This window comes from uncultured Methylibium sp. (assembly GCF_902826655.1).
Lineage (GTDB): Bacteria > Pseudomonadota > Gammaproteobacteria > Burkholderiales > Burkholderiaceae_C > Methylibium.
Map to the genome: position 1 here is coordinate 1 of NZ_CADEFR010000128.1, position 2662 is coordinate 2662.

6 protein-coding genes are annotated in these 2662 nt (G+C 65.4%); 1 reads left to right on the forward strand and 5 read right to left on the reverse strand.

The window, feature by feature from the left end; genetic code table 11:
* The coding region (locus QZV97_RS20705) for a Clp protease N-terminal domain-containing protein (protein WP_295647287.1) at window positions 1-395 on the reverse strand (395 nt) is incomplete at its 3' end.
* Complete coding sequence (clpS, locus tag QZV97_RS20710) at window positions 392-748, reverse strand: ATP-dependent Clp protease adapter ClpS (protein ID WP_295647289.1); 357 nt, start codon at window positions 746-748, stop codon at window positions 392-394. The genes clpS and QZV97_RS20705, both read right to left, overlap by 4 nt.
* 200 nt (window positions 749-948) lie before the next feature.
* Between clpS and QZV97_RS20715 the strand changes: the two genes are divergently transcribed.
* A complete protein-coding gene (locus QZV97_RS20715) occupies window positions 949-1197 on the forward strand; it encodes a cold-shock protein (protein ID WP_295647291.1) in 249 nt (82 codons plus the stop codon).
* Between the two features lie 295 nt (window positions 1198-1492).
* On the opposite strand, the gene QZV97_RS20720 is transcribed toward QZV97_RS20715, so the two are convergent.
* The 3 genes from QZV97_RS20720 to QZV97_RS20725 all read right to left on the reverse strand — a co-directional run.
* Entirely contained in the window at window positions 1493-2038 is a 546-nt protein-coding gene (locus QZV97_RS20720; RefSeq protein WP_295647293.1) for a PD-(D/E)XK nuclease family protein, read from the reverse strand.
* Window positions 2025-2480, reverse strand: a complete 456-nt coding sequence (locus tag QZV97_RS20945; RefSeq protein WP_366558930.1) for a CFI-box-CTERM domain-containing protein — start codon at window positions 2478-2480, stop codon at window positions 2025-2027. Before QZV97_RS20945 ends, QZV97_RS20720 begins: the two co-directional genes overlap by 14 nt.
* The coding region (locus QZV97_RS20725) for a hypothetical protein (protein WP_295647295.1) at window positions 2480-2662 on the reverse strand (183 nt) is incomplete at its 5' end. The genes QZV97_RS20725 and QZV97_RS20945, both read right to left, overlap by 1 nt.

Below are 2662 nucleotides of genomic sequence, written 5' to 3' on the forward strand. Positions count from 1 at the left end.
CGCGTCACGCCCTGCTGGTGCAGGTAGTAGACGGCGTGCGAGTCCTTCTCGCCGAAGATCGCGACCAGCACGTTGGCGCCGGTCACTTCCTTCTTGCCCGAGCCGGTGGACTGCACGTGCATGATCGCGCGCTGGATCACGCGCTGGAAGCCCAGCGTCGGTTGTGTGTCGACCTCGTCGGTGCCACCGACCGTCGGCGTGTTCTCCTTGATGAACTGCGTCAGGCTCTTGCGCAGGTCGTCGAGGTTGGCCGAACAGGCCCGCAGTACCTCGGCCGCCGACGGGTTGTCGAGCAGCGCGAGCAGCAGGTGCTCGACCGTGATGAACTCATGTCGCTGCTGGCGCGCCTCGACGAACGCCATGTGCAGGCTGACTTCTAGCTCTTGCGCAATCATGCGGCCTCCATAATGCATTGCAGGGGGTGCCCCGAGCGCTTGGCCGCGGCGAGCACCGTCTCGACCTTCGTCGAGGCAACATCCTTCGTGTAGATGCCGCACACGCCCCGACCCTCGTGGTGGATCTTCAGCATGATCTGCGTGGCGGTTTCGAAGTCGCGCTGGAAGTGCTCCTGCAGGACCATCACGACGAACTCCATCGGCGTGTAGTCGTCGTTGAGGAGCACGACCTGGTACATCCTCGGCGGCTCGACGCGTGCCGACTGCCGCTCGGCCACGACGGCGCCCTGCCCGTCGTCCGGCTTGGCGGCCGGTCGCGTCGGGGGAGATGGCGCAGGCTTGTCGTCCGGCATGAATTCGATTCTATAGAGGGGCTGCTAGCGACTTCCATGCCGGCGAATATGGCACCACCGGCGGCGAAGACAAGGCCCCACGCCAGTGCCCAGGGGCTTTGTTTGTCGATGCCGTGACGAGATCACGACGGACGCCGCCTTGACAGCCCCCGGGCGGCTGCACAGAATAAAAAGTCGTCGAAGAATGCTCGGAGCGCTCCATGCCCGTGGGTACCGTCAAATGGTTCAATGACGCAAAGGGTTTCGGTTTCATCGAACCCGAAGGCGGAGGCGAAGACGTCTTCGCGCACTTTTCCGCGATCGTCATGGAAGGCTTCCGGACCCTGAAGCAAGGTGCCCGGGTCAGTTTCGAGATGGTCGACGGGCCCAAGGGCAAGCTGGCCCACAACATCGAGCCGCTCGGCACCGGCCTGCCGCAACGGGCGGCCGTGCCTGCCGACGGCCCCTGACGGGGCCGGCAGCCCGCCAACGACAAAGGCCCGCCGACTGGCGGGCCTTTGCGCTTGAGTCGCAGCGCCCAGGCGCTCCGGCTCACATGTGGTCGATCAATACATGGAAACCACGTCCAAGTCCTTGTCGCACAACACTCTCCGCCGAAGGCCCCTTCCCACATTTCCCGGGCGTTTCCCAGTTTGGCGGGACAGGCTCGCATTCGACTCAATGCGTCTCAAGTCGTACCTTGGAGAAAATACTCTAGCACGCGTCCTATGCTGGCGCCGTGGAGGAGAGACAACTTCGGCCAAGTCACAGTTCAGCACCCGTGCGGCATCTGCGTCGGTGGGCGCACGATGCGCACACCCCGCGCGTAGCCGTGTAGCTGGGCGACTCCGTGCCCGCCAGAAGCTCGTCGCGCCGCGAGGCAAGCTCCCAAACGGCCTGCGGCGACATCAGAGTGACCCGATGGGCAGTTCGCCGGGCGGACGACTCCACGACAACCCATCCGATGCGAGCAACCGGCTCCCCGGTCTCGCCGGCCAGCGCGACGCGCTGCGCCGACAGTTCGATGACGTCCGACAGATGGAAGCGGTTGGCGTGTCGCGTCTTGAGTTCGACCAGGGTGATCAGCCCGTTGCGGCCGCGGTATGCGCGATCCACGCGGGCTACCACCTGCCTGTTGCCTCCGGACCTGAACGTCCTCTCCGAGTAGGCGAGCGTGTGATCCTTCAACTCCCCCGGCATCCATTCGTTCGCCTCTGCCGCGCGCCTGCGAACAAGGCGGGCTGCAGCCCAGACCGCTCCTACACAGGCCGCGCAGCTGACGAGAGAAAGCCAGAGCTCAGTCGCTGACATGGCTTACCGCCTGACCAGCAAGAAGGCGTTCGGCGAACCAAACCAACGGCCTCATCGCTGCCGTCACCGCAGGCCGAGTCATCGGCCACCTCTCCGTGGCGCGACACACACTCGGTGCCAGTCGGTAGTACGCGAGGATCAGGCGCCGTCCTGCACGCGTGGGCCGAAGGTACTGATCGCGGAATCGCCGCAGGACTTGTGTCTCCGGTCCTTCACCGAAGACATGAGTGGCGATGAAGCAGCGTCCGACCCGATCCGCGTGCGACACCCCTTCTGACAAGAACTGACGATGCGCCCGGAGCCCGCGCCGCAGGGCCGCCCTCTGCCCAAGTGTCGGCCGCTTTCCATGAAGGTGCTCGAACACGACCAACCGCTCGCAGACCCCCATCTGCGACAACGCCGAGGCGCTGACCGCGTCTTTCGTCTTGCGTCGGCGTGCCATCAATCCTCCGTACCGCCGCCGACCTCGAACGCCTGGCTGGTCTGGCGCGCCACGGCCGGGTCCACGCCTCCCTGTGGCGCTTTCGGCGCGGCTGACGTCGGCATCGGCGCCTGAACGGTCATGCCAAGAAGCCACTGCTGCGCCAGCAGGCCTTCATGGGCGAGGAACCGCAGCCGGTTGAC